The sequence below is a fragment of the Neoakkermansia glycaniphila genome, assembly GCF_001683795.1.
GTDB classification, from domain to species: Bacteria; Verrucomicrobiota; Verrucomicrobiia; order Verrucomicrobiales; family Akkermansiaceae; genus Akkermansia; species Akkermansia glycaniphila.
The window spans coordinates 62,886-87,759 of sequence record NZ_LIGX01000041.1; the positions used below are offsets into that span (position 1 = coordinate 62,886).

Annotated in this window: 17 protein-coding genes and 2 tRNA genes; 7 read left to right on the plus strand and 12 right to left on the minus strand. The window is 57.6% G+C overall.

Annotation, left to right across the window (positions count from 1 at the left end; all coding sequences use genetic code 11):
- Window positions 1-298: 298 nt before the first annotated feature.
- From AC781_RS12205 to AC781_RS12225, 5 genes are all read right to left on the minus strand, one after another.
- A complete protein-coding gene (locus AC781_RS12205) occupies window positions 299-3,043 on the minus strand; it encodes an Amuc_1098 family type IV pilus outer membrane protein (protein ID WP_067777747.1) in 2,745 nt (914 codons plus the stop codon).
- Window positions 3,044-3,122: 79 nt separating this feature from the next.
- On the minus strand, window positions 3,123-4,211 hold the full coding sequence (locus AC781_RS12210; RefSeq protein ID WP_067777748.1) for an Amuc_1099 family pilus-like system protein: 1,089 nt from the start codon (window positions 4,209-4,211) through the stop codon (window positions 3,123-3,125).
- Between the two features lie 20 nt (window positions 4,212-4,231).
- Window positions 4,232-5,248: an Amuc_1100 family pilus-like protein gene (locus tag AC781_RS12215; protein WP_067777749.1), complete on the minus strand. Its 1,017-nt coding sequence runs from the start codon at window positions 5,246-5,248 to the stop codon at window positions 4,232-4,234.
- Window positions 5,249-5,285: 37 nt separating this feature from the next.
- Window positions 5,286-7,151, minus strand: coding sequence for an Amuc_1101 family PilM-like pilus complex protein (mul2B, locus tag AC781_RS12220; protein ID WP_067777750.1), 1,866 nt, complete (start codon window positions 7,149-7,151; stop codon window positions 5,286-5,288).
- Between the two features lie 62 nt (window positions 7,152-7,213).
- On the minus strand, window positions 7,214-8,005 hold the full coding sequence (locus tag AC781_RS12225) for an Amuc_1102 family pilus-like protein (protein WP_067777751.1): 792 nt from the start codon (window positions 8,003-8,005) through the stop codon (window positions 7,214-7,216).
- 200 nt (window positions 8,006-8,205) lie between these two features.
- On the opposite strand from AC781_RS12225, the gene AC781_RS12230 reads away from it, so the two are divergent.
- The 3 genes from AC781_RS12230 to AC781_RS12240 all read left to right on the plus strand — a co-directional run bounded on the left by AC781_RS12230 (window position 8,206) and on the right by AC781_RS12240 (window position 10,456).
- Window positions 8,206-9,291, plus strand: coding sequence for a M42 family metallopeptidase (locus AC781_RS12230; RefSeq protein ID WP_067777946.1), 1,086 nt, complete (start codon window positions 8,206-8,208; stop codon window positions 9,289-9,291).
- A 5-nt stretch (window positions 9,292-9,296) separates the two neighbouring features.
- Window positions 9,297-10,283 (plus strand): prolipoprotein diacylglyceryl transferase, encoded by a 987-nt coding sequence (gene lgt / locus AC781_RS12235; RefSeq protein WP_176712527.1) that lies wholly within the window; start codon window positions 9,297-9,299, stop codon window positions 10,281-10,283.
- Window positions 10,284-10,371: 88 nt separating this feature from the next.
- A tRNA-Tyr gene (locus AC781_RS12240) sits at window positions 10,372-10,456 on the plus strand.
- An 89-nt stretch (window positions 10,457-10,545) separates the two neighbouring features.
- Here AC781_RS12240 and AC781_RS12245 read toward each other — a convergent pair.
- Entirely contained in the window at window positions 10,546-11,466 is a 921-nt protein-coding gene (locus tag AC781_RS12245; protein ID WP_067777753.1) for an alkaline phosphatase family protein, read from the minus strand.
- Window positions 11,467-11,634: 168 nt separating this feature from the next.
- Here AC781_RS12245 and AC781_RS12250 point away from each other — a divergent pair.
- Both AC781_RS12250 and AC781_RS12255 read left to right on the plus strand, forming a co-directional pair.
- Window positions 11,635-11,709, plus strand: a tRNA-Asn gene (locus tag AC781_RS12250).
- 187 nt (window positions 11,710-11,896) lie between these two features.
- Window positions 11,897-12,328 (plus strand): acyl-CoA thioesterase, encoded by a 432-nt coding sequence (locus tag AC781_RS12255; protein WP_067777754.1) that lies wholly within the window; start codon window positions 11,897-11,899, stop codon window positions 12,326-12,328.
- Window positions 12,329-12,378: 50 nt separating this feature from the next.
- Here the strand turns inward: AC781_RS12255 and AC781_RS12260 are convergent, their stop codons facing one another.
- From AC781_RS12260 to AC781_RS12275, 4 genes are all read right to left on the minus strand, one after another.
- On the minus strand, window positions 12,379-13,392 hold the full coding sequence (locus AC781_RS12260; RefSeq protein ID WP_067777755.1) for a hypothetical protein: 1,014 nt from the start codon (window positions 13,390-13,392) through the stop codon (window positions 12,379-12,381).
- A 135-nt stretch (window positions 13,393-13,527) separates the two neighbouring features.
- Window positions 13,528-13,944 (minus strand): hypothetical protein, encoded by a 417-nt coding sequence (locus AC781_RS12265; RefSeq protein ID WP_067777756.1) that lies wholly within the window; start codon window positions 13,942-13,944, stop codon window positions 13,528-13,530.
- Between the two features lie 10 nt (window positions 13,945-13,954).
- Window positions 13,955-14,380, minus strand: coding sequence for a hypothetical protein (locus tag AC781_RS12270; RefSeq protein WP_067777757.1), 426 nt, complete (start codon window positions 14,378-14,380; stop codon window positions 13,955-13,957).
- Window positions 14,381-14,570: 190 nt separating this feature from the next.
- Window positions 14,571-16,406 carry a DUF4838 domain-containing protein gene (locus AC781_RS12275; protein ID WP_067777758.1) on the minus strand — a complete coding sequence of 612 codons (1,836 nt, stop codon included), beginning with the start codon at window positions 16,404-16,406 and terminating at the stop codon, window positions 14,571-14,573.
- Window positions 16,407-16,576: 170 nt separating this feature from the next.
- Here AC781_RS12275 and AC781_RS12280 point away from each other — a divergent pair, with 170 nt between their 5' ends.
- A complete protein-coding gene (locus AC781_RS12280) occupies window positions 16,577-18,967 on the plus strand; it encodes a PDZ domain-containing protein (protein ID WP_083385512.1) in 2,391 nt (796 codons plus the stop codon).
- 41 nt (window positions 18,968-19,008) lie between these two features.
- On the opposite strand, the gene AC781_RS12285 is transcribed toward AC781_RS12280, so the two are convergent.
- Together AC781_RS12285 and AC781_RS12290 are read right to left on the minus strand one after the other, a co-directional pair.
- Complete coding sequence (locus AC781_RS12285) at window positions 19,009-19,713, minus strand: pirin family protein (RefSeq protein WP_067777949.1); 705 nt, start codon at window positions 19,711-19,713, stop codon at window positions 19,009-19,011.
- A gap of 92 nt (window positions 19,714-19,805) precedes the next feature.
- On the minus strand, window positions 19,806-22,064 hold the full coding sequence (locus AC781_RS12290; protein ID WP_172801798.1) for a family 20 glycosylhydrolase: 2,259 nt from the start codon (window positions 22,062-22,064) through the stop codon (window positions 19,806-19,808).
- A 226-nt stretch (window positions 22,065-22,290) separates the two neighbouring features.
- Here AC781_RS12290 and AC781_RS12295 point away from each other — a divergent pair, with 226 nt between their 5' ends.
- The gene (locus tag AC781_RS12295; RefSeq protein ID WP_218107277.1) at window positions 22,291-24,780 is read left to right on the plus strand and encodes a glycoside hydrolase family 2 TIM barrel-domain containing protein; all 2,490 of its coding nucleotides are present in this window, start codon (window positions 22,291-22,293) and stop codon (window positions 24,778-24,780) included.
- The last annotated feature ends 94 nt before the right edge of the window (window positions 24,781-24,874 follow it).

The following is a 24,874-nucleotide window of genomic DNA, read 5'->3' on the forward strand; positions in this document are numbered from 1 at the left end:
CGTATGGTTGTCCTCCGTGGCTGGATTGTGGCCCTTGGGGTGTATCGTCCTGCCTGCGGGAAAGTCTGTCGCTTGAGAAGGGCGTTGCACGTGGTGTGGATGGAGATTTGGCGGAGCTGATATGTACCCGGCAGATGCCGGCTGTACTGTGTGCTTGAGATTTGTCCATGCTTGGCTGTTCAAGTTGCGGGCGGCGGAACCTGTACCTGTGCGTGCCTGAGAGGGCTCAAAGAGAGAAAGAAAACAGGCGCAGGGATGAACCTGCGCCTGTGAAATGTTTGCTCGTAGTCAGTACCTCTTAGGGGCGAACCAGACCGTCATCCATCAGAGTGGGGGCGGAGCTGACGGAGGTAGCCGTTTCGATGGGAGGCAGCGGCGAGGAATTGCCGGCGCGCTGGGCACGGGCCGAGTTGCCGCTCGGATCCACCGTCTTGGCCGTCACGAAGATCATCAGATTCTTCTTGATGTGGCTGTCCACATTGCTGCGGAAGAAACGGCCCACGAGGGGAAGGTCGCCGAAGATAGGCACCTTGTCTTCGACCTTCTGCACGTTTTCGCTCAGCAAGCCACCGATGGCCAGAGTGTGGCCGTCCATGATGGAGGGATTGGTGTTGATGTAGCGGCGTGTGAAGATCGGCATTCCGATGCGGTTTTCCGACAGGGTGATGTTTTCGAAGTCGCCGTCGGCATTGGTGATGGCCGTGGTGATCGGGCTGCCGTAGTTGACGAAGCCTTCGAAGTCCACTACCTTGATTTCAAAGCGGTCGAATACGATGACGCCAGTGTCTTTCTTGATTTCGGCAATCTTGAAGCGAAGGACAACACCCACTTCTTCCGTGGCCCATTCGGACGGTGTAGCGCCAGTGGCTACGGGGGAGTTCATGGTAACGTTGTTGCCATTACCGCCCCAACCGCCGCCGTTGTTGTTGTTCTGCTGCTGGAGCTGGGGCGGATCGTAACGGCTCGGATAGATAAAGCGGCGGATCACTTCGATTTTGGCTGCGCCGCCGTCGTCATCCATGCCTTCAAGAGCCGTAGGCGTGAAGGAAAGGTCGCCGGGCTTGGCAAGGAGGCTCGGAGCGTTCATGACGTCCACGCCTTTCTTCTGGCTGAGGCCGCGCATGATGGCCTGGTAGGAACCTTCATTGAAGATGCCGGATACGGACATGATGCCGGGAGCAACCGAGGTGGAGGCTGAGGTGGAAGTGGAGCCGGATGCGAGCAGACGGTCGATGCTGCTGCTGCTTGTGGCGCCCGTACCCGAGCGGAGACCACCCGTCATCAAACCGTTGTTGATGGGTTGTGCCGTCGCAGCGCCAGTCAGGTTGCCGGAGCTGGTTCCCTTACCGATGGGCCATGTGCCAGTGCCGGTATAGTTGGGCGGTACGCCGACAAAGTCGCCGGCAGAACGGATCGGATTGGATCCGACGCCGCTGGTGCCGCCGATGTAGGTCGTGCCGCTGTTGTTGATCGAGAAGGGATTGACTACCCAGTCGAAGCTGAGTTCATCCGTGTTGGTTTGCTGGATTTCAACGAATTTGCCCGTGACTTCCACCATGAGGTCGGCATTGTTCAGGATGGCCTCTTCGATCATGTTGTCGACATTGTCGAGGTTTTCCTGCGTGTTGGTTACGATCAGCGTACCCGTGTTCTTGTTCCAGGAGGCGGATGCACCCTTCGGGAAGTTGATGCCGTTGGCCTGAAGTTTTTCCTTGGCATTGATGACCTTGGATGCGCTGGATGTCGAGGAGCCTGTGTCGAAGGGGCTGCCGCCATCTGCTTCTCCGGTAGCACCGTCGCCGCCGCCCAGACCAAGCCAGAAGTCGCGGTTGACGCCTGTGAATTTCTTGGTGACCAGCACATTGTTTTCACCACCCGGGGGGACGATGCGCACACCGATGGCGTCGATGCGGTATTTGCAGTTCGTCTTGCTGCAGATGAGGTCGAGAAGTTCCATGGCGCTGATGTTGCTGACTTTCAGCGCGTCGATATTGAGTTCTTCGGGGTTCTTGGCCGCCACAGGCGCTGGCGGCTCATCTTCGCCTCCGGTGGCGACGACGACAGGAGCGGCTGCTTCCGTGATGAAGTTGATGTCTTGACCGACCTTGCGTGCTTCACCGCGCAGGAAGTCAAGAGCTTCGCCGAGACGGGTATCTTCAAAGGAGACGTTGCTGATACGGAGGCCGCGAAGAGCTTCTTCGTTTTTCTGGACATTGATATCTACAGGGGCTCCGGGAGTCGGTGCAGCATATTCGGGCAGGTCCTGAGGAATGGTTTCCTGCCACAGGGCTTCGACATCGGCAAGAGCCTTGGAGCGATAGCTGTTGTGAGCCTGTTTGTAGTACATTTCACGGCGCTTGTTGACAGCTTCCTGACCCTGGCGGGCGGCCGTGTTGTACGGGTCGATCATGAGCACGCGGTTGAAGGTGTCGTATGCCTGGTTGAAGTTGCCGAGGTCATAGTAGCCGTAGGCAAGGACGAGAAGGCGGTTGACTTCTTCAACGTTTTTGACGTGTTCGGGTGTCAGCGCGGGATTGTTGCGAATCGGGTCGCGAAGGAAGGAGAGTTCCTGCTGAGCCCGTTTGTTGTTGGGCTGGTATTTCAGGACATCGAGAAGGAGTTGTTCGGCTTCGTCGTAGCGGCCTACTTTGGCATATTCGATGGCGACGGCGACGCTGGCGTCGCAGATGTTTACCAAGATGAATGCACGGCGTTCTGCGGTGGCGGGAGCATCGGGAAGGGTATCCCAGGCTTCGCGGAATTTGTCGAGCGCGTCCTTGTATTTGCCGTTTTTGTATGCCTGGCGTCCTTCTTCGAGGAGATCCATGGCGATTTTCGTCTGTTCGTTGCGACGAGCGGCTTCTCGCTGGATGGCTCCGGATTGTGTGCCATACACCGCGGAGGGGCCTACGAGGCTGGATCCTTCTGCAGTGGTGGTGCGGAGCTGGCCGGTGTCACCACCTTGCGCAATGGGACAAGTTGCCGCGATCGCCAGCAGCGCGACAATGGTGCGCTTCGAGTGATTGAGAGGTGCGTGGTTCATGGTAAAGTTCTATTTATGACAGAATTTTATGATATGTGAAGCCTAAAGTTTGGTTTCTGGTGATTTTTTGATGTTCCTTTTAATTTTGTTTGCCAACAGTGACAGGAGCTCCGTCGGGAAGAGGAATTACTGTGATAGTATCATCATCCTTGACGGATTCAAGCGAAAATTCATGGTCTTTGTCGCCCGGAAGTTTGAATGTGGCGCCTTCGCGCACATCAATGGTTTGTCCGGCTCCCGCACCTGCCGTGATTTTCAGCGTGGCGGTGCGGTTCTGGACGCTGTAGCCTTTCGCATTGGGCGTGCCGAAGAGGCGGTCGCCGTTGAGGGTGACGCCGGGACGGATGGCTACGGCTTTTTCTTTGCCGCCGCGCATGGTGTCTTCGACGATGGCTACCGTTTGTTTGTCGGCGGGGTCGTTCGGGTTGTAGTTGCGCTGTTCAAAGCCGGTCAGGACAAAGCGTTCCGGTTCTTCCGCGGGTCCGAATTTGCCGCCGACCTTGGCCTTGACTCTGTCGCGGTCGCGTCCGTCCACGTAGATTTTAAAGAGCCATTCGGCGTTTTTCGCGTTTTCGGGCGTTTCGATGGAGAGGTTGGAAGAGACGGTGACGATGTAGTCGAATTTCTGGATTTTGTCGACAAAGACTTTGTTGGCTCCTTCCTGTATCAGAAGGGGGTGGGACAGGGCATCCTTGGGGTTGGTTTTGGCGAGGTATTCTTCGCGGTTGGTGAAGCCGTCGCTGTCGTTGTCCTGATCCGGTGCGTCCGATATGCCGATGATGTCCTTGAGGCCGTTTTCGATGAACCAGGTGTTTTCGATGCCTTCGTGGATGTTCGGATTGTTTTTGTAGATGTCGACAAGGATGTTTTCGCCCTTTTCGGGATCGGCAACCTGCCACATTTCCGGGGAGAAGAAGAGATGGTATGTATGGGGGGCATTGTCACCTCCCATTTTGGGGCCGTGCATGTTGCGTGCTTCGGCAAGTTTGCCGAGCATGTCTTCTGCCTTGGAGAGTGCATCGACCGCAATTTCCTTTTTGTCGATGGCGGTTGCAACGGACGGAGTTTGGGTGCTGCTGTAGGTGTAATAGCCGAGAGCAATGCCAAGCACGCCGAGGATGCTGCCGACAGTGATAGCGATTTTACCTGTATTGGGATTGTCTGCCATGGTTGTAAGCGGGTTCGTGTTTATTTTTTGCTCTGCTTTTTGACGGGCGTGTTGAAGCGGACGAGTTCGCAGGCGATGTACACGCGGATGGTTTCATTGCCGAGGATTTGCTTGGCGACGGTTTGTGCGGCGGGGCGCACTTCTTCCGGAGCGGGGGCGGGTTCGGCTGCCGGGGTGCCGCCGAGGGGATCTCCGCCACCGAGGCCGTCATCAATAATATCCGATACTGCTGTGGCCGTTTCTTCCGGCTGCGGGGCGGCAGGTTTTTTGAAGGGGTCGAGCGGTACGGGCGTGGTGAGGTCGGATGCGATGCGCATGCCGGTGATGTAGTAGCAGTATTCCTTGTCCTGTGCGATGGATTCAAGGATGCTGCCGACGCTGCCCCGCTTGGCCTGGAAGCTGATTTCGAAGGGGAGGGTGTTCCAGTCGCCCGTGTTTTTCTTGGCGGCGGGTTTGGGTTTGCCCGTTTTGTCTGCCGGTTCGCTGACGGTGGGGCGGTAGACTTTGGTGATGGAGACGGCTCCGTTGGCGGCGACGGTGTTGACGAAGTGGTCGATGCCAGAGAGTTCGAAGCTCAGGTCGGGAGCGTCGCTTTCATTCGGCGTGACGGAACGGAAGGCAGAGAATCCGAGCCAGGAGGCTTCGGGTGTGAGTTTGATGTCTTTTTCCTTGCAGAGCTGTTCCAGTTTGTTGTGCAGGGTGTTGAGTTTGTCCTGCAGTTCCTTGCCGTTGATTGGGCGTCCATCGACCGTGGTTGCGGTTTCTACGGTTTGTCCGAAGCTGGCCGTCGAGGCGAGGATTTGTTCCTTGATGGCGGCTGCCCGGGTGGCGGCGGCGTTGACTTCCGGAAGGCTTTGTTCGTTGGACGGGAAGCGTTTGGCCCGGTCGCTGTCCAAGGTGCTCTGTCCCTCTTCAATGCTGGCGATGTTGTCCTGGCTGGCTGATCTGAAGCTGAAGCCGAGTGCGATGAGTCCGACGAAGGCAATCAGGAAGATGCCTGACATGACGACGACTCGTTTGTTTTCACTGATGTTCATGATTGGTATGAAGTTGTGTTCTTGCTGGGTCGTGTGTTTACTTGGCGGGAACCGGGATGGGGTGCTTCAACGGGATGATCATGGTGAATTTCTCGACGTAGGGAGGCAGTTTGGCCTGGGTCGAGTCTTCGATGGAGAGGTACATGCGGTCTTCGAGCATGACTCCCTTTTTGTCGTTCGTGTTTTTCTTGACGACGAAGGTGAAGGGCGATTCCGGAGATTGGCTGCCGAGGGTTTGCCGGATGTTGTCGCGGACGGTGTCGCCCGTGGTCGAGCCGGTGATGGATTTGTCGAGTACGTAGCCTTCGATGCAGATAGCGGTGACGTTTTGGGCGATTTTGCTGTTTTTGTTGTTTTTGTCCTGCTTGACCGTTTGAAGGGCGGTGTCGTTGCCGCTGTCGAAGCGGTCACGTACGAGTGCGGCCTCCTTGATGCCGTTTTTGGAGGCAAGGTCGGTGTCGAGAGGGTTGAAGTTGACGAGAGGGACGAAGCTGGATATCCAGAAGTTGGGGGATGCCGTGTTCTGGGTCATGTCCTGCAGGATGTCCATGTAGGCGAAGCGCATGTTGTACAGGTTCGTGTATTTCTGGATGGTGCGTTCGCAGTCGGTGATTTTGTTTTCGGCAGCGCTGATTTCACTGCCGATTCTTTCCGCTTTTTTGACGGCAGCGGCAACTTTGATGCGCGTGGCCGCCGTTTCCGTTTTTTTCATGTAGGCGGCTCCGGCGAAGATGGCTGCACCGAGGACGGCGATGGAGCCGGCGATGGCGATTTTCGGGAGGAGCTGTTTTTCGGCGCGATCCTTGCCGACGCTGGTCGGGACGAGGTCGATGCTGATTTCCGCATCGCTGCATGCTTCGACGGCTGCGCCGACGATGCCCCCGAGGATGACGCTGTCGGTTGCCAGGTTGTTCTGATCGACATGTTTGCTGACGGGGACGTTGGCAAGCGGGTTCATGTGTTCCACCGGGATGCCGATGGTTTCTTCAAGGAATTCGCGGGTGTAGCGCAGCAGTGCGCCGCCGCCGCAGATGTAGGCCTTGGTGGGAGCGTTGCCCTTGAATTGCGCACGGTAGTGGTTCGTGGTGCGCTGGATTTCGGAGGCGAGGCGCGTCATGGCGTTGCGCACGGTGGTGGAGACCTGAGCTTCGACGGGGGACATGCCTTCCGTGTGGCCATTGGCCATGGAGACCATGCCTTGCTGGACTTTGATTTCTTCCGCATCCTTGAAGGAGCAGTGGAGGTCGCGGGCGATGGCATTGGTGATGAAGGCGCCGCCGACGGTGACGCTGCGGGTGTAGAAGCGTTCCGGTTCGGTGTAGATGATGTCCGTTGTTTTGGCGCCGATGTCGAGGATCATGACGGGCGCCGTTTCGTCCGGATAGTTGTACCGGAAGGCGTTGTACAGGGAGGTGATGGAGCAGCCTACGCCGGTATTGTGGATGCCGTGCGCGGTGATCTGGTCGTTGAGGGCATCGAGGGTTTCGGTTTTGATGGCGACGAGGATGGCTTCGCGTTCCGCTTCTCCTCGGTCGGGCAGGAGCTGGAAGTCCCAGACGATTTCTTCCATTGGGAAGGGGATGTGCTGCTGGGCTTCGAATCCGACGAGGCGGCGAAGGTCGTCGCTTTCGATCGGCGGCAGTTTGATGAAGCGGATGAAGACCTGCTGGCCGGAGACGACGCTGCGAACGGAGTTGTTTTTCAGTTTCAGTTCGCCGACGAGTTCGCCAATGGCGGCGCTGACGTATTCGATGCGCAGGCCTTCTTCGACGGGGTCCAAAACGATGTCTTTGCGAGCATAGCGGGAAAGGGCCATGCCTTGTTTGCCTGTGGATACAAAGACGCCCATGACGACGCCCTGGGCGCCGATTTCAAGGGCTACAACTTGTTTTTGTTCAGCCATAGATAGAATGTGGTGAGGAAGGAGGTTTGCCGGAGGGAGGTTCCGCTTCAGTAGCGGCGGGGTCAGTTTTCGGTGTCTGTGGCAGCCGGGTCCGTGGCCGATTCAGCCGGGGCGGCGCCATACATGGGGTTGGTTTCCGGGAAGTAGCCGGAGGCCTGTGCTGCGAAGGGTGTTTCCGCGATGGTGCGGACGGGGTAGTCCGTGGTTTCAGGGAAGCGTTTGGCATCAATGGTCCACCATCTGGGGAGGTCTTTGAGTCCTTTTCTCAGGTCGTTGTCGTTGCCGAACATTTTGGTGGCGTAGGCGAATTTGTCCTTGGTTTCCTTGCAGGGTTTGTCGTTGTAGGAGGCGTCTACGCTGATGAGGGTGAGGTAGGCGGAGAGGTCGCCGGCCCGGGTGTTTTCACGGCCCGTGAGTTTGCGGACGGTGGAGGGGGGGAGGAAGCAGGCGGCATGCGTGGTGACGGAGGAAGAGCCTTCTGCGCCGGGTACCGGTACGTTGACGTAGTGGATGGGTTTGGTGATTTTCAGGTAGCTGTTTTTACCTGCGCCCGGATTAGGGTTTTTGACGAGGAGGTAGAAGGTGACAGTGAGGTTGTCAAGCGTTCCGGAGCGGGGTTTTTCGCCGCTTTTGGAGAGGGCTTGTACGTTCATGGGGACGTCGATGTAGTACCATGTGGGCACTTTTGCCATGCCTTTCGCTCCCGAGAAGAGGGGAGGCTGGATTTCGGTGACGGTCATTTTGGCTTCGTCAAATTTCACGCGGACATCCGTTCCGGGGGCGTCTGCCAAGGCAACGGAGGTGAAGGCGGCGGTGCATGCGAGTCCGGCAAGGGTGGATATGAATGTCTTCATAAATTGTGGGATTTAACGGTCGATTTATACACGAATATGAAAGGTATGGCGAGCAAAAGCGTACATAAATACTATATTTTTTTGTTGAGTTTGTCGTGTTCGTTTTTGCAGGATGTTTACAGGTAGGGATTTATGTCATTTTATCACGAGTTTGCTTTTGAGGCTTGACCATTGGAGCGTCTGTTCGCATGCTAGTGGGCATGACAATCGACGCGAATTTGCTGAAGGAGTGTTGCGATGCTCATGGCGTTTCCGGGCATGAGGGAGAGGTGCGGAATGTGTTTCGACGGGTGCTCGGGAGGATGGGTGAGGTGGCGACGGCCGGAGCGGGCAATATCGTGTGCGAGCGGGCGGGTGCATGGCCGCGCGTGATGCTGGCGGCTCATATGGACGAGATCGGTTTTTTGGTGCAGAGCGTCGGCGAGGACGGGTTTCTTTCGATCGTGCCGATTGGGGGGTGGTGGAATCATACGCTGCTGAGCCAGAAGGTAGTGGTGAAGACTCGTTCCGGCCGCAAGGTGCGGGGTGTGATCGGTTCGAAGCCGCCGCATTTTCTGCCGGAGAATCAGCGCAATTCGGTGCTGCCCATTGAGGCTCTTTTTGTGGATGTGGGCGCCGCCAGTGCGGATGAGGTGGCGGAGCTGGGGATTGCCCTGGGGGATCCGGTGGCTCCGGGCGTGGAGCTGGAGGCTTTCGATATGCCGCACCGTTGGGTTGGCAAGGCGTTCGATAATCGCGCGGGGTTTTATGCGATGCTTGAGGTGATGCGGGGGCTGGAAGGTTGCGAGTTGCCGAATACGCTGATTGCCGCTGGGACGGTGCAGGAGGAGGTGGGCACCCGCGGCGCCCGTACGGTGGGCGAGCTGGCGGAGATGGATTGCGCGATTGTGCTGGAAGGTCCGCCTGCCGATGATACTCCCGGTTTTGCCGGGTCGGGGAGGCAGGGTGTGCTCGGTAAGGGCGCGCAGGTGCGTATGTACGATCCGACGGCGATTATGAATCCCGCTTTGGTGGAGCTGGTGCGCCGGACGGCCGAGGAGAACGGTATTCCTTTTCAGATGACGGTGCGCCGCAGCGGCGGTACGGATGCCGGGGCGTTGCAGTTTGTCGGGCCGGGGGTTCCCTGCGTGGTGATCGGCGTGCCGACCCGCTATATTCATGCGCATCACGGTGTGCTGGATGACCGTGATTTGCAGGCGGTGATCGATTTGACGATGGCGCTGGTGAAGAAGCTGGATGCCGCCGCCGTAGTTTCCCTGACCGATTACGAATCCCTTGACGCTTGATGAATATGAATTATGTGCATGATCTGAATCCCGTTATTTTCCACATTACGGAGTCGATTGCCGTGCGGTGGTACGGGCTGGCCTATTTGCTCGGTTTTGTGGTCGGGTATTATTTGCTGTTTTGTTTGTCGAAGCGCGAGCTTTATCCTGTGCCGAAGGAGAAGCTGGCCGATTTTGTGACGCTGACGGCGATTTTCGGGGTTCTGATCGGTGGACGGCTGGGGTATGTGCTGTTTTACATGATTCCGCGCGAGGGGTTGTCCTCTTTTATGGAGCATCCGTGGAATGCGGTGATGGTGAATGAGGGGGGGATGGCTAGCCATGGCGGTATTCTCGGCGTGTGCCTGTTTGTGTGGTATTATGCCCGCAGGCACCGGTTGAGCTGGTTGGCGACGATGGACGGGCTGGCTATTGTGGCTCCCGTCGGGATTTTTTTCGGTCGTGTCGCCAATTTCATCAACGGTGAGTTGTATGGCCGCATGACGTCGGCGGATAATCCTCTGGCCATGCGTTTTCCCGAGGAGATGAAGTTGTATTCCGTGGAGGAGATGCAGGAGAAGGTGGTGCCCGTGCTGAATACGTTGCATCATGAGATGGGGCTCCAGGTGCCGGATAAGTATGAAGGCGGTTCGGTGCAATGGCTGATCGATCAGGTGCGTGAGAATTCGCAGGTGAGGGAGACGGTGGGGAATGTGCTGCATCCCCGGTATCCTTCGCAGTTGTTTGAGGCTTTGGCGGAGGGTTTGTTCATTTTCCTGATTCTGTGGTGGATTCGCCTGCGTTTCCCGAAGGCTCCGCACGGTTTGTTCTGCGCCCTGTTCTGCTTCCTGTATGCGTTCGGCCGTATTTTGACGGAGTGTTACCGTGAACCTGATGCGGCGATGTGGGGCGTGCTGACGCGGGGGCAGTATCTGTCGTTCGGCATTATTCTGGGCGGTTTTGTTTTGCTGGTTCCGGTGTGGAGGCAGTGGAAGGCCGGCAGGCAGAAATGACATTCGTGGAAAAATAATTCATTTTTACGATTTTTAGCTTGCCAAAATGGAGAGGCTTGTGTAGACTCCCGTCGCACCAAGTGCAAGTGGGTAGGTTCCCGAGCGGTCAAAGGGGGCAGACTGTAAATCTGTTAGCTATGCTTTCGAAGGTTCGAATCCTTCCCTACCCACCATTCATTTTACGAGCCCTTTCCTAGGAAAGGGCTTTTTCTTTGTCAGGATGGCGAGGGTGTGGCTCCGACGAGAGGTGCGAGAGGCCGGGTTATTCCCGGATGCCGGGGATCGGTCTGCCGATCCAGACTTGGGGGCGTTTTTGCCGGAGCAGGTCTGCCAGTGTGGCGGCGGTGTCGTACATCATGGTGCTTTCGCGGATTTCGTGGTTTTTCCGGATGTCCGGCCCTGTGATGACGAATGGTACTTCCATTTCCGCCATGGTTTTGCCGCCGTGGTTTTTGGCTTGTCCGCCATGGTCTGCGGTGAAGATGACGTATGCCGTTTTGGCGATGGGGCTTTGTTCGACTGCAGCTCGTATGTCGCCGACGTAGCGGTCGATTGCCATGGCCTGTTTCATGTATTCTGGGGAGAGCCATCCGTTTTTATGCCCGGTTGTGTCCGGTTCATGAAAGGCGATGAAGGTGAGGGTCGGCTGTTTTTCGCGGATGAAGCGGATGGCTTCCTTGGCAATGGCGGTGTCGCTGCCCTGTTTGCTGAGGGTTTCGCTTCCTTTGTCGAAGAGGCAGTCCATGATTTCCCAGTTGTAGAAGTAGCCTGTGGTTGCATTGGGGGTGGCCGAGCGGATGAGGCCGAAGATGCCCGGGAAGCGCCCGTAGCTGCCTGTTTCCCGGGGCGGAAGGTCGGGATGCTTGCTGCCCCATGTGGTGTAGCCGTGCAGTTCGGGGGATGCTCCCATGAGCATGGATGCCCAGTTGGCCGCACTGGAGGAGGGGAGGACGGAGCGGTGTTTCAAGGTGAATGAGCCGTTTTTCATCATGGCTTCGATATGTGGGAAGCTGCCGGGATGGTTCCGGAGGGTTTCGGCGCTGAAGCCATCCGATCCGATGACGACGATGTGTACCGGGGTGGGAGCGGGGGTGTCCGCGGTTTTTTCGTTTTCATGGCGGTTGCATCCGCCGAGGAGGAGAGGGCCAAGCAGGAGCAGGGAGGCATGTATGTTGATTTTCATGCTGATTCTACGTTATGGAGCATCGGAGAAATTTCAGTTTTTTCCTGTTGAAGATGTTTTACCGTGTTGCATGATGTGCCGGGAATGCCCGGCCGGGAAGAAAAATCGTTTTTTTTATAAAAAAAGCTTGCACGCGTGCGTCGGTTCATGTAGACTCCTGCCCGCAACTCCTGCGTAGCTCAGTGGCAGAGCGGGTGACTGTTAATCACTAGGTCGTTGGTTCGACCCCAACCGCAGGAGCCAATAAAGCCCTTCATCTTAACGGATGAGGGGCTTTTCCATTTTGTGGTTTGCAGGAGTATGAAGTGTTGGATCGGTTGCCGGGCGGGAAGGGCCGGAGAGCTGATGTTTCTTTTTTCGAACTGTTCGGTTGTTGTTCGTTTTTGTGCTTTACAGGTTGATGTGTTGTTTGTAGAATGATTCCAGTTTTATGAGCGAACATATTATGCTTCCCGAGGGCCGGATGCCGGCGTTGCGCGTTGAACCGATGCCTGCCGATACGAATCAGCACGGCGATGTGTTCGGCGGTTGGGTGATGAGCCAGGTGGACCTTGCCGGGGCAAGTACGGCGATGCGGTATGCCTTGAGCCAGTATATGGTGACGCGGGCGATCAGCAGTTTGACGTTCGAGGCTCCGGTGATGGTGGGGGATGTGGTGTCGTTTTATACGGAGATCGTGAAGGTGGGGCGTACGTCGATTACGGTGCGCGTGGAGGTGTTTGCGGAGCGTATGCCGAAGATGTGCAATAATGTGGCGAAGATTACGGAGGCAGAGCTGGTTTACGTGGCTCTGGGTGCAGATAAGACGCCGATTCCGATTGAGGAGTCGCGGGCAAATTATGCGAAGGTGTGCCCGCTTTGACGGGGGCGCTGCACTGGGATGCCGCCGTTTGCCTGTGCATGCGGCGGTTTTCAGGCGGCGTAGTAGTCCGTGACGATGCGGATGATGCGTTCCATGTGTTCGGCGGTGTATCGCTGGTCGACAGGGAGCGGGAGGAGGTTGTCCGCAAGCTGGCGTTCGGTGCTGCCGGGCGGCGTGTCGCAGGCGGTTTCCGGCCAGTACCGGGGGATGAGGATGCCGTGGTCGATGAGGTGGTTTCGAAGGCCGGGAAGTCCGGTCCACAGGGGGTAGCAGTACGGTGTGGCGATGGAGGAGGTGTCGATGGGCAGTTTGTTGTAGTCCCGGAGGCGGTTGTGGAGATGGGTGAAGTTTTCCCAGCGGATGCGGCGTGCGGTTTCGTAGTCGATGCCGTGCATGAGGCGTTCCGTGAGTAGGGATATGCGGCGCATGGGGAGGTTGTCGAGGCGGCGTTCACTTTGTTCGCAGGCAGGGGAGGCGGCTTCGGCGGTTTGTTCGAGGCGTTGAAGGAGGTAGCCGGCTGCGGAGTAGGAGGTGTCGCGTTCGGTGAGTTGAAGGGTGGGGCGGTCGAGGACGGCGATTCCTCCGTCGGGGAGGCCGGAGTTTTTGCGGGGGCTGTAGAAGGCGGGGATGCCGGGCCGTGGAGGGGAGTAGAGGGATTGGCTGTTGTCGATGATGAGGCGGCTGCCGTAGTGGGCTGCGAGGGTGTCGATGTAGTGTTCTTTGAGGGCGTAGTAGTTGATGTAGAGGATGTGTTCGTTTGGCCGGAGGCGGGGGAGTTGTTCGAGTTCGAGCCGGGGGGTGATGCGGTATGCGGTGTGGGGGATGCCGAGGCGGGCGAGGGGCTGGAGGAGGGAGGGGCATGAGTAGGCCGGGAGGTGGAGCCGCGTGATGCCGGGGAGGTGGCGCAGGATGTATTCGAGGGCGTTTCTACCGGAGTTGAGCATGACGCTGCGGCCGGGGCGGTTTTGCGGGATGTTGCCGTATGAGGGGAGTTCGAGTCCGAAGTAGGCGCCGATTTCCGGTTCACGGCCAGGGGGTCCTGTTGTTGAGGGCGGCGGTGTCATGTGCGTGGGGGTATTAAACGGCAGGTCTGCGGATGTGTCAAGAGGTTGCACTCGTTCGCTATGAAGCGATGAACGGCTCCGGATGTGTGCCGGAGCCGTTCATGGGGGTAGGGATGGTGTCGGGGCGCAGGGCGCTTAGAGGTAGTCGTAGAAGAATTCCCATGCGTCGATCCACGGGTGTTGTTCCGGCTCGGGGAGAGGGCCGGTTACTTCGCCGGAGTTGGCGTCGAGTTTGTAGGCTCCGGTGGCGACGTTGCCTCCATGGTTGATGTAGGCATAGACTTCGTTGGGCGGGACGACGGTGATTTGGCTGACGTTGCGGCGGAAGACGCCTCCGTCGTTTCTGCCTGCTCCGCCGCCTTTCTGGACGACGTAGAAGATTTCTCCGCTTCCGTCGGAGGAGTAGTCCTGCTGAAGGTCGTAGTTGCCCATGAGGTGTTTGGTGGAGGCACCCTTGTGGTAGTGGTCGTCGTATTCGTCGTCGTCTTTGCCGCAGGAGGCAAGGAGGAGCGCCGCTGCGAGGAGTCCGGTGGTTCGGATGATGGTTTTCATGCGGTTGTCGTTACAGTTGGTGGTCGTAGTATTGCTGGGCGTCGATCCAAGGGTAGGTTTCGGGGTTGGGCAGGGGGCCTTCGACTTGTCCGGTAGCGGTGTTGAGGGAGTAGGCTCCGTTTTGGACGACGTCTCCGGCGGTGCCGATGTAGACGCAGACGGTGTCAGGAGCGGTGATGCAGAGTTTGTCGATGTCCCAGCGGAAGGCTCCGCCATCGAATCGGCCGTTGCCTCCGGAGGGGACGACGTAGAAGAGGTTGTATTCACTACGCTGCATGTAGTATTTCTGGAGGTCGTAGTTGCCTTGCAGGTGTTTGGATTCCGTGGTGGTGACGGTTTTGTTTTGGCAGTCTTTGCATTCGTCGTTGTCGCTGCATGCCGTGAGGATGCAGATGGAGTATGCTGCTGCTCCCAGATATTTGTAGAGGTGGTTCATGGCGTTTGGCGGCGGTGGTTTCTGTCGCCGTCTTTTGTATGATTAACGTTTGAATGGCGGGAGCGTCCGAAAAAAATCGCGTTTTTGATGTTTTTTCCATTTTTTGCCGTTCTTTTCCGATGATATGCAAAGGAGCCGGGGCTTTTGCTCCGGCTCCTGAAGGAGGTGGTTGAAGGCAATGGGCCGATGGTCAGTTGCCGGGTTGTGCTCCGGCTTTGGTTCGGATGTCGCGGATGAATTGCAGGCGTTGTTCGTCTTTCCAATCGTGTTCGGAGAGTCCGGTGATGTTGTTTTCCCGGCAGACGGTTTCGAATTCATCGACTATTTTGAGGATTTCTTCGTTGCTTCGGTTGAGGTTGCCGCGCAGCCAGTGGGTGAGGATGAGGTACTGGATGGAGAGTTGTTCGATTTTGACGCGGTTGAGTGTGACGGGGTTGTTTTTCGCAGCTTCCAGCGCTTTGGCGAAGATGTTTTCCGATTGTTCGATGAAGTCGTTGCTCAGGTACCGGGAGTGCGGTGCATCGTAGATCCATGTGTGCAGGTTGGGAGTGTTTTCGATGGTGGCTGCAAGTGCGGCGAGGTATTCGGCCATGGGGGCTGCGGCTTCCTTGTAGTAGTGTTCGAGGAATTCGCGCGTGAGGGCGTCGGCATCCGTTTGCGGGTTCCAGAGGAGTTTGGCAAGGAGGTAGTGTTTGAGCCGTTTGAGGCTGGTGGCGCGTTGTCCCGCGTCGCTTTGGGCGAAGACTCCTTTGGCTTTGTGGTCGGCGAAGTAGCGGATGTAGGCGGGGAGGGTGTGGATGTTGGGGAAGGGCTGGAAGCTGTGGGCGAAGTTGATGTGGTAGCTCCAGATCCAGAGGTTGTCGTGGATGGCCGACCATCCTTTGATTTTGCGTTCGAAGGCGATGTTGCCTTCGCTGCCGGAATGGGAGCATTTTTCGGGGTAGTGGCCGTAGCAGATGCCGATGGGGCAGAGCTGGATGATGATGCCGGGGTTGGGTTTCGTTTTGGTCGGGGGTATGTCGGTGGTGTGGTAGGCGAGGGTGTGGACGGTGACGTTTTCTCCTTGAAGGGCGTTGTCGAATTTGTTCAGGAAGCGCATGAGGAGTCCGGTGCCGTCGCCTTCTTCCGCAATGATGCGGGTGCATTCCGGGCATTGGCACCAGCCTCCGCAGTCGTTCTGTGAGATGGAGACGATGCAGGGGCGTTCCTTGTGCCGGGCAAGGTCGGCGCGCAGGGTGGCGAGTGCGGTTTCAAAGACGGCGGGGTTGCTGAGACAGAGGAGGTTTTTGTCGCGTTTGCCGTTGACGAGGCCGTAGTATTCGGGGTGGGTTTTGAAGTGTTTGTCGGGGGGGACGAGGTGCTCGAAGGTGTGGCAGGAGTATCCGGGCATGTAGTTGTAGAGGTGGTCGGTGGGTTTGTCCGGCCATCGGAATGTGCCGCTGTTGAGCCGGAGCCGCTGCGCCCATTGCCGGTCGCGGAAGACGTCGGCCGCGTAGATGTCCCGGTAGAGGAAGGCGGGGGAGGCTGAGGTGTCGAAGGGGGAGAGCCGGAGCGTTTCGCGGCGGGGGATGAGTGTTTCATCAGGGGTGTACCAGCGGCAGCCGAGTTTGTCTTCGAGGAGTGCGTAGGTTCCGTAGAGGAGGCCGTGGGGGCTGCGGGAGCGGATGACGATGTCGTCCCCTTCTGTGAAGAGGCGGTAGCCTTGGGCGTTTTGCGGGACGGCGGGGTCGGAGTCGGTGATTTCCAGCCGGATTTCCGGCCGGTCCGCGCGTGCCTGTTCCTGTTTGACGGGCCATTCGGCTCCCGTGATTTGCTTGAGATGGAAGGCGAGTTCGTCCGCCGCGGAGTGGGTGATGCCGGACGGTTTGTCCGGGGTCAGGATGGTGTATTCGGTGGTTCCTCCTTCTGCGAGCCGGAGGGTTGTCCGTGGCGGCGGTTCCTGAGAGTGTGCAGCAGAGAGTGTACCCATTACCGTGAGGCAGGAGGAAATGAGGGTGGCGGCGTATGAGGTGATGTATGGTTTCATTTGATCAAGTCGTGTTTAAGTGAAGTACGGAAGCGGTTTACTTTTTCTATCTCGTCGAAGGGGTTGCTGTTGTTTTTTTGTTTGTTATTATTCAAAGGATTTTTTGGATTGGTGTGATATGTTTTGATGTTGCTTTGCGTAGATGATATGCCATTATGTTGGTACTTCTTATGTCCGCCGATTCTTTTCTTGTTCCGATGTCCGTGTGTTGCAGCCTGTTTATGGGTGGCTGGTCCGTTGCTGCCGATGTGTATGTTTCGCCCGATGGCGACGATTCCCGTTCCGGTGCGAAGAGTCAGCCGATGCGTACGTTGCAAGCTGCACGAGATCAGGTGCGGAAGCATGGCTCCGGAGACGGAAAGGGGAATACGATCCGGTTGTTGGACGGTGTTTTTTATTTGCAGGAGCCGCTTGTTCTTTCTCCCGAGGATTCCGGGCTGACGATCGAGGCGGTGCATGCGGGGAAGGCAGTGGTGAGCGGGGCGCAGCTTTTGTCGCTGCAATGGAAGCCGTTCCGCGACGGGATTATGCAGGCGGAAGCGCCTGCCGGGTTGAAGGCGGATTGCCTGTTTGTGGACGGGAAGCAGCTCCGGATGGCACGCTATCCCAATGCGAATCCGGAGGAGCGTATTTTCAACGGTTATGCTGCGGACGCGGTGGCTCCCAAGAGGGTTGCTGGGTGGAAGGATCCCGAAGGTGGTTTTTTACATGCTTTGCACGGCCGCCTGTGGGGAGGCCATCATTATATTATTGAGGGGAAGAAACCGGATGGTTCCGTGAAGCTGGCTGGAGGTTGGCAGAATAATCGTCCTTCCGCTCCGCATGGCAAGTTCCGTTTTGTGGAGAATGTGTTCGAGGAGCTGGATGTACCCGGTGAGTGGTTTTTGGATAAGAAGGAGGGTGTTCTGTATGTGTATCCGGAGGCTGGGACGGATTTGAATAAGGCGCGAGTGGAGGCGACTCGGCTGGAGCGTTTGTTCGAGCTGCGGGGGGAGGAGGAGAAGCCCGTGCGCGGGGTGGCTCTGAAGGGGCTGGTGCTGACGCAGACGGACCGGACGTTCCTGAAGAACAAGGAGCCGCTGTTGCGTAGCGATTGGACGATTTACCGCAACGGCGCCGTGCTGCTGGCTGGTACGGAGGATTGTACGGTGGAGTCGTGCGATTTCAATGGGCTGGGTGGCGATGCGGTGTTTGTGGACGGGTATAACAGGAAGGTTTTGGTGAAGTCCTGCCTGATTGAAGATGTGGGCGGGAATGGCGTGGCATTCGTAGGAGATAGGTCGGCGGTGCGCTGCCCGCTTGATTTCAGGGATGGTGGCAGGTTTTCATGGCAGAATCTGGATAAGACGCCCGGTCCGAAGGGTAATGCGTTTCCTTCCGATTGTACGGTGGAAGATTGCCTGATTACGAGGACAGGTCGGGTCGAGAAGCAGTCTGCTCCGGTGGAGATTGCGATGTCTCAGGGGGTTCGTGTGCTTCATTGTTCGCTTTACGATGTGCCCCGTGCCGGGATCAATATCGGAGACGGTTGCTGGGGCGGTCATGTGATCGACGGTTGCGATGTGTTCGATACGGTGTTGGAGACTTCCGATCACGGTTCGTTCAATTCGTGGGGCCGCGACCGTTTCTGGCAGTTGAAGGGGCTGAATATGAATCAGGCGTCGGATTGGGAGCAGATCAAGGATGTTCCCTTTTTGGATGCCGTGAAGCCGACGGTGATCCGCAATAGCCGCTGGCGTTGCGATCACGGCTGGGATATCGATCTGGATGACGGTTCCGGCAATTATGAGATTTACAATAATCTTCTTTTGGCCAGCGGGTTGAAGCTGCGTGAAGGGTTCGGTCGTAAAGTGCATCACAATGTGATTGTGAATAACGGTTTGCATCCGCATGTGTGGTTCGGCAGGTCGGGCGATGTGGTGGAGTACAATATTTTCTTCGTGGACGGTTATTTCCCCGCGGGCGGGATGCCTTCATCTCCGTGGGGCGAACGGATGGACAAGAATTTCGTGCATGTGCCGGGGCTGGCAGGGACGCGCCCTGCGGCGGGGTTGCAGGAGCAGTCGAAACGCGATCAGGACTCGATTGCCGGGGATGCGATGTTTATGGCTCCGGAGCTGGGTGATTACCGTCTCCGGAAGGGTTCCCCCGCATTGCAGTTCGGGTTCAAGGATTTTCCGGCGAGTTTCGGCGTGGTGTCTCCCCGTTTGAAGGCGTTGGCGAAGTCTCCCGTTTTTCCGGAATACAAGCCTGTGGTTGTAAAAAAGGATCCGAATGCCGTGCAGGTGAAGTTTTTAGGTGTGACCTGCCGCAATATCAGGGGGATGGGGGATGTGTCGGCCTATGGTTTGCCCGGAGAGGCCGGTGTGCTTGTGTTGGCAACGGATGCGTGGGCTTCTTTTTACCGAGAAGGCGGGCGAGCCGATGATGTGATCGTCCGTGTGGATGGAAAGGATGTGCGTGATGTGAATGCGTTGCTTTCGGCGTTGTCCGGCAGGAAGTCGGTGAAGCTGGTTCTTATTCGGAATCAGGCTGAGAAGGTTGTATCTGTCGATCTTTAATGTCCGAAAGGCATTTTCCCTTTGTGCAGGAGGTGAGGATGTCAGAGGGCTACTTCGATGAGGAGGATGGTGGAGGGTTTGCGGGCAGTGACGGTGAGTACGTCGATGTCCGTGATGCCTGCGCCGTCCCTGCGGTCGAGGAGGGCTTCCGTTTCGTCGATGGCGATGCTTCCTTCGATGACGAAGATGTAGACGCCCGTTTGTTTTCCTTTGAGGCGGTAGGTGCAGGTTGTTCCCCGGTCGAGTTCGGCCCATGAGAACCATGCCTGCTGGCGGAGGGCGATGGCGGTGCCGGGGGCGATGAAGGTGGAGATTTCGTTGTGTTTCAGGAGGGGGCGGATGTCGTAGTCGGCATACCGGGGCGGGGTGTCGGTCTGGTCGGGGATGACCCAGATTTGAAGGAATTCGAGGTTTTCGTCGGAGCTGGCGTTGTATTCGCTGTGGTAGATGCCGCTTCCTGCGCTCATGACCTGGATTTGCCCGGGTTCGATGATGTGGCTGTTTTCAAGGCTGTCGCCGTGCCGGAGGCATCCTTTCAGGGGGATGGATACGACTTCCATGTTTTTGTGGGGATGGGTGTCGAATCCGCTGCGCGGGATGACGGTGTCGTCGTTGAGGACGCGCAGGGCGCCGAAGTGCATTCTTTGCGGGTTGTAGTAGTCCGCGAAGCTGAAGGTGTGGCTGGTGTTGAGCCATCCATGGTTTGCATGGCCGCGGGAATCGGCTTTGTCGATGATGATGTTCATGTCTGCTTCTTTCATCGGGTGAGACGATTCTGCCGCCGTTTCCGTTCAATGGCGGATGTGGGTGTATGACTTTGCAAGTGTCTTTCTACCAGTTATTTGTTGGTTGTTTTTGTGGCAGGATGTTGCTGTTTTTCATCCGGTGAGGAAGCCGCCGGGTCGATGCTGTATTCCAGTCCGGGATATTCGCGTATGTTGCAGCCCGGATGCTGAGGGTCCCATTGGACGGGGACGAAGGTGAACATCCAGCGGCGGGTGTCCGGGTTGTTCGGGCTTTTGATGAAGATGAGGTTCCATCCTTTTTTGAGGTCGATGGAGACGGGAGCCCGGAAGTGGTAGTTTTCATCGATCATGGCTCCGTTGTTGCCCGGTTTTTTCCATGCGGGAGGAGGGATTTCCTTGCCGTTGATCCAGAAGCGCGGGTTCGAGTGGTACCATTTGCCCGGTACGCTGACGGGGCCGTTGCGCCAGTCGGAGGTGGCCCATGTATGGGCTCCGATCCAGAAGGGGACTTTTTGCGCTTTGGGCGAGTGGATGCAGGTGTAGGCGTAGTAGGTGGAGTTCTGTGCGGCGCGCGCGCCCGGTTTTTGGCCGTTGAACGGGGTCGGGAAGTCGCAGTACTGTTTGAAGATGACGGTGGCCCCCGTGTAGGTTTGCGGGTGCCATGCCCATGTTTTGCCGTTGTGTTCGTATTGCGGTTCTATGTTTCCCGTGCGGAGGATGTTTTCGGGAGGAAATATCCGGTCGACGTTTCCTTCATGCGGGAAGGGGCCGATGATTTTCCACGGGATTTGCGCTTGCCGGACGTAATGGAAGGGGGTGTTGCGGAAGAAGCGGTCGCGGATGGCGAGGACGCGGTTTTCGTAGGCGGCGAATTTGGCGAGCATCGGGTCTTCGCGGGCGGGCAGGTTGGCATGGTATTGCATGTGGCTGTCTTTCATCGGGTCTCCTTCGACGCGTGGGAATGGCGGGTTCCACATGGGTTCACTGACGAAGGCGATGCCGGAATAGAACTGGTTGTGTGTGAGGTGTTCTTCCGAGGCGTTCATCGGGAGGTCGGGCCATGAGCAGAGGATCATGCCGAGTCCCTTGCTTTGGGGGAATGGGCAGATGCGGCGGAAGTACATGGTGGAGGCGACGGTGAAGGGGTCGATGTGGTTCAGGTAGGTTTCGATGGAGTCGATGTATTCTCCTCCGGGGGCGGGCCAGCATCGTTTGAGTGTGCGTTCGGTCCAGAGCTGCTGGACGGCGCCTTTGTATCCCTTGGGGGCCAGTCCGGGGTGCCAGCGGACGGGTTTGCGGCCGCATTTTTCGACGGTGCGGAAGTAGGCGGTCAGGGTGGCGTTGTCGACCTGTTCTTCTTTTCCGTGCGCTTCGTCGGTGCCGATGTGGATGTAGGGCATCGTTTCCGCAGGGACGAGGCTGCACAGTTCCTTGATGAGGTCGGTCAGGATGCGGGTCATGCGCGGGTCGTTCATGGCAGAGATGCCGAATGCGCGGCGGAGGGAGGCGGAGTGGCCGGGCATGTCCATTTCGGGGATGACCATGATGTTGCGTACGCGGCAATATTCGACGAAGCGGCGGAATTCTTCCTGCGTGTAATGTTTGCCGGGGAAGCGGGTCATGTTTTTTGCTTCCGTGAGGGAGGGGTAGAGTTTGCTTTCAAGTCTCCATCCTTCGTTTTCCGTGCAGTGGAAGTGGTATGTGTTGAGTTTGAGGGCAGCCATTTTGTCGATGATGCCGTAGAGCATGTCCATGGGCATGTAGTTGCGGCCGATGTCGTTCATGGCTCCGCGGATGGGGAAGGCGCCCCAGTCTTCGATCGAGCAATGGGCGACGGTCGTTTTTCCACCGCGCCGGAGGATGAGCTGTTTGAGCGTTTGGAGGCCGTAGTAGAAGCCCCGGGTGTTGACGGCTTGGATGTCGATGCCTTGCGGGGTGATGCTCATGCGGTAGGAGTCGTCTCCGAGCGCTGGCGGTTGTTCCCTGTTTTCCATGGATTTCGGCCATTCCGGAATGAGGGTGAAGCGGATGGGGTATGCTCCGGATGGTGCGGTTTTGATTTCGTGGGCTTTCAGGTATGCGTTGAGTTCCGCAAGGATGTGTTTCATCTGGGCCGGGTCGGCCGTTTGCTGGGGCGTCTGGATGGTGACGGTTGCAAGGGCTGATGAACGGTCTTTCCATGCGATGCTCCGGGGCATGGGGAGGAGGGGCGGGCGTTCGGCGGAATAAAGGGCGTAGTTTGCGCCGTCGCAGGGGTAGGCGTCCCGGGTGTCGGTTTCCGATGCAGAGGCATGGAAGCAGGTTATGCCGAGGACGGCCAGCAGGCAGGTGATACAGGTTTTGAGAGACATGGAGGAAGTGATGAAGAAATTCACATCCGACATTAGCAGGCTTTGTCCGAAAAAGTCAAGATGGGGGCGGAGCATAAGTGCTGGTCTTATTGCGGTGTTTTGCGGCTAGATTCCAGGATGTGCGAAAAGTTTAAATTTTTTGATAGTTTTTGAATGCTGCGGCGTATATGACGATATGATGTATTCGTATCATCGCCGGAATTCCGTCAGGTTGCTCCATGCCGTTTTGGCTGTCGCGCTTGTTTCTCCATTGGCTGCGCGGGAAGAGCAGTTGATGAATAATCATTACCGTTTTACGCTGGGCGATTTGTCCGGAGCGGAGAAGCCGGGGTTCGACGATTCGAAGTGGGCTCCTGCGAGTGTGCCTCATTCGTTTTCGACGCCTTACTGGGGCGATAGCCGTTTTTATGTGGGCTACGGCTGGTACCGCCGAGATGTGACGATTCCTCAGTCGTGGAAGGGCAAGCGGGTGTTTCTCGATTTCGAGGGTGTGTTTCAGGAGTGCGAGCTGTATGTGAACGGGAAGTTCGTGGGCAAGCATCGCGGCGGTTATACGGGGTTCGAGTTCGATATTACGGATTTCGTGAAGCCGGGCAAGAATCTGGTTGCCGTGCGCGTGAATAATATGTGGAATGCGGTGCTGCCTCCGCGCGCCGGGGAGCATGTGTTCAGCGGCGGTATTTACCGCGATGTGAAGCTGGTGGCGAAGGATCCGCTGCATGTGGCTTGGTTCGGGACGTTCGTGACGATTCCGCAGGTGAGCGACGATGCCGCGACGGTGCGTGTGGCGACGGAGCTGAAGAATGATGCCAAGACGGCGGTGAAGGGTTCTCTGAAGACGACTTTGCTCGATCCCGAGGGCAAGAAGGTGGCGACGATGAGTATGCCGATCGAGATGAAGGCAGGCGAGTCGAAGGAGTGGGTGCAGGATTTTGCGCCGTTGAAATCGCCGAAGCTGTGGCATCCCGATTCTCCGCGTTTGTATAAGGCGGTGACGGAGGTGGTGCGCGACGGGAAGGTTTGCGATACGTTCGAGACGCCGTTCGGCATTCGCTGGTTCGAGTTTACGAAGGATAAGGGCTTTTTCCTGAATGGCAAGCCTTACTATATTATCGGTGCGAATGTGCATCAGGACCGTGCCGGATGGGGTGATGCGGCGGTGAATAGCGATTTCGACCGCGATGTGAAGATGATTAAGGATTCCGGGATGAATTTCATCCGCGGTTCCCATTATCCGCATGATCCGGCATTCACGGCGGCATGCGACAAGCACGGTGTTCTGTTCTGGAGCGAGGGCGTGTTCTGGGGGATCGGCGGTTTCAAGAAGGACGGTTACTGGGATTGCAGCGCGTATCCTCCCAATGAGAAGGATCAGGCGGAGTTCGAAGCGAATTTGAAGGCGGCTCTGCGGGATATGATCCGGGTGCACCGCAATCATCCTTCGGTGGTGACGTGGAGTATGGGGAACGAGATTTTCTTTACCGAGGGTTCGGTGATGCAGAAGGCGAAGGATTGTACGCAACGGCTGATCGAGTACAGCCGGGAGCTTGATCCTTCCCGTCCGGCGGCGGTCGGCGGGGTGCAGCGGCAGGGGTTCGACAAGATCGGCGATCTGGCCGGGTATAACGGCGACGGTGCGAATGAGATGAAGCCGACGCTGCCGAGCCTTGTGGCGGAGTACGGTTCCGTGATCAGCAACCGCCCGGGCAAGTATGCCTCTAACCGCGGCTATGTGGAGGGCAAGCGTTTTCCGTGGCGCAGCGGCGAGGTGCTGTGGTGCGGTTTCCACCACGGCAGTATTGCCGGGTCGATGGGCAGGATGGGCTTTATCGATTATTTCCGCCTGCCGCTCCGTGCGTGGTACTGGTACCGCAATGAGCTGAAGCAGATTGCCCCGCCTGAATGGCCGCAGAAGGGGACTCCGGCAGCTCTGGCTCTGACGGCCGACCGTACGACGATTGCGACGGACGGTACGGACGATTCCCATTTGACGATTACGGTGACGGATGCGCAGGGCAAGCCGATCGATGCGACTCCGGAGGTGAAGTTGACTGTGGTTTCCGGCCCCGGTATTTTCCCGACGGGCAAGTCGATTACATTCAAGCCGGATGCGAAGGATATTCCGATTATCGAGGGTAAGGCAGCCATCGAGTTCCGTTCCTATTATGCGGGCGAATCGCGCATCAAGGCGGAGTCTCCCGGCCTGAAGCCTGCCGAGGTGGTGATCCGCTGTACGGGGTCCGAGCCGTTCGTGGAAGGTAAGTCGAAGGAGTGGATGCCGGTTGCCGGTACGCCGACCGATCCCAAGTCCGCGGCCCAGTTCGTGGAGTGCGGCCATACGCGCCCGGCGATCGCCTCGGCCAATAGCGAGCAGGCCAAGTTCGCCAACGATGGCGATTCCGCTACGGCGTGGGCGTTTGTCTGCGGCGATTCCGGTGCGGAGTGGTGGCGGCTGGATCTGGAGAATTTCTACGGGTTGCAATCCGTGGAGGTGGGCGGCAAGCTGCCGGAAGATGTGTCCTTCGAGATTACGGCGGATGAAGGCCGTACATGGACGCCGCTGCCCGCCCCCGTGAAGACGGCTTCCGGCGTGAAGGCGACGTGCGATCCCGGCAAGGTGCATGGCCGTTTCCTGCGGATGAATCTGAAGGGGAAACCCGGCGAGAAGTACGAGGTGCGGGATTTGAAGGTGACGGGGCGTACGTCCCGGAACTGATTCCTGGCGGTTCGGCTCCGGCGGCCTGTGGGGTCGCCGGAGCCGCCGTTTCTTGAGAGCGGGTATTTTCGCGCTCGACATTGGCTGTTCCGTG

What these genes read in the sequence shown, in the direction of transcription:
- AC781_RS12290 (WP_172801798.1), bottom strand. Translation starts at nt 22,064, where the DNA reads ATGTCTCTCAAAACCTGTATCACCTGCCTGCTGGCCGTCCTCGGCATA.
- AC781_RS12265 (WP_067777756.1), bottom strand. Translation starts at nt 13,944, where the DNA reads ATGAAAACCATCATCCGAACCACCGGACTCCTCGCAGCGGCGCTCCTC.
- lgt (WP_176712527.1), top strand. Translation starts at nt 9,297, where the DNA reads ATGAATTATGTGCATGATCTGAATCCCGTTATTTTCCACATTACGGAG.
- mul2B (WP_067777750.1), bottom strand. Translation starts at nt 7,151, where the DNA reads ATGGCTGAACAAAAACAAGTTGTAGCCCTTGAAATCGGCGCCCAGGGC.
- AC781_RS12280 (WP_083385512.1), top strand. Translation starts at nt 16,577, where the DNA reads ATGTCCGCCGATTCTTTTCTTGTTCCGATGTCCGTGTGTTGCAGCCTG.
- AC781_RS12255 (WP_067777754.1), top strand. Translation starts at nt 11,897, where the DNA reads ATGAGCGAACATATTATGCTTCCCGAGGGCCGGATGCCGGCGTTGCGC.
- AC781_RS12210 (WP_067777748.1), bottom strand. Translation starts at nt 4,211, where the DNA reads ATGGCAGACAATCCCAATACAGGTAAAATCGCTATCACTGTCGGCAGC.
- AC781_RS12230 (WP_067777946.1), top strand. Translation starts at nt 8,206, where the DNA reads ATGACAATCGACGCGAATTTGCTGAAGGAGTGTTGCGATGCTCATGGC.
- AC781_RS12285 (WP_067777949.1), bottom strand. Translation starts at nt 19,713, where the DNA reads ATGAACATCATCATCGACAAAGCCGATTCCCGCGGCCATGCAAACCAT.
- AC781_RS12275 (WP_067777758.1), bottom strand. Translation starts at nt 16,406, where the DNA reads ATGAAACCATACATCACCTCATACGCCGCCACCCTCATTTCCTCCTGC.
- AC781_RS12260 (WP_067777755.1), bottom strand. Translation starts at nt 13,392, where the DNA reads ATGACACCGCCGCCCTCAACAACAGGACCCCCTGGCCGTGAACCGGAA.
- AC781_RS12215 (WP_067777749.1), bottom strand. Translation starts at nt 5,248, where the DNA reads ATGAACATCAGTGAAAACAAACGAGTCGTCGTCATGTCAGGCATCTTC.
- AC781_RS12270 (WP_067777757.1), bottom strand. Translation starts at nt 14,380, where the DNA reads ATGAACCACCTCTACAAATATCTGGGAGCAGCAGCATACTCCATCTGC.
- AC781_RS12245 (WP_067777753.1), bottom strand. Translation starts at nt 11,466, where the DNA reads ATGAAAATCAACATACATGCCTCCCTGCTCCTGCTTGGCCCTCTCCTC.
- AC781_RS12225 (WP_067777751.1), bottom strand. Translation starts at nt 8,005, where the DNA reads ATGAAGACATTCATATCCACCCTTGCCGGACTCGCATGCACCGCCGCC.
- AC781_RS12205 (WP_067777747.1), bottom strand. Translation starts at nt 3,043, where the DNA reads ATGAACCACGCACCTCTCAATCACTCGAAGCGCACCATTGTCGCGCTG.